The organism is Dellaglioa sp. CoH-55-MRSF-9 (genome assembly GCF_056782155.1).
Map to the genome: position 1 here is coordinate 1 of NZ_JBXAYG010000127.1, position 255 is coordinate 255.

Annotated in this window: 1 protein-coding gene; it reads right to left on the reverse strand. The window is 50.6% G+C overall.

Annotated elements, in window-relative coordinates:
* The coding region (locus tag AC1RPV_RS08050) for a LysM peptidoglycan-binding domain-containing protein (RefSeq protein ID WP_481764245.1) at positions 1–255 on the reverse strand (255 nt) is incomplete at both ends.

A 255-nucleotide genomic window follows, 5' to 3' on the forward strand; every position in this document is an offset into this window, starting at 1 on the left:
GCCCTGAATGGCCGACTTAGTTGGAACGTTGATAGTCATACCCGGACAAATTTCGGACAACGGATCAGTTATGCCGTTATAGGCCATAAGTGCGCGCCACAAGCTTGTGTCTCCGTAGAACTTGTAGGCCAGCCCCGGAAGATTGGCCATGTCCAACATGCTCAACTGGTAACGCGACTGATTAGGAACGTTGAAGCGCACGTTCTTGAATCCGGATTTGAACATGTTGTAGTTCGAACCGGTATTGTCCACGGG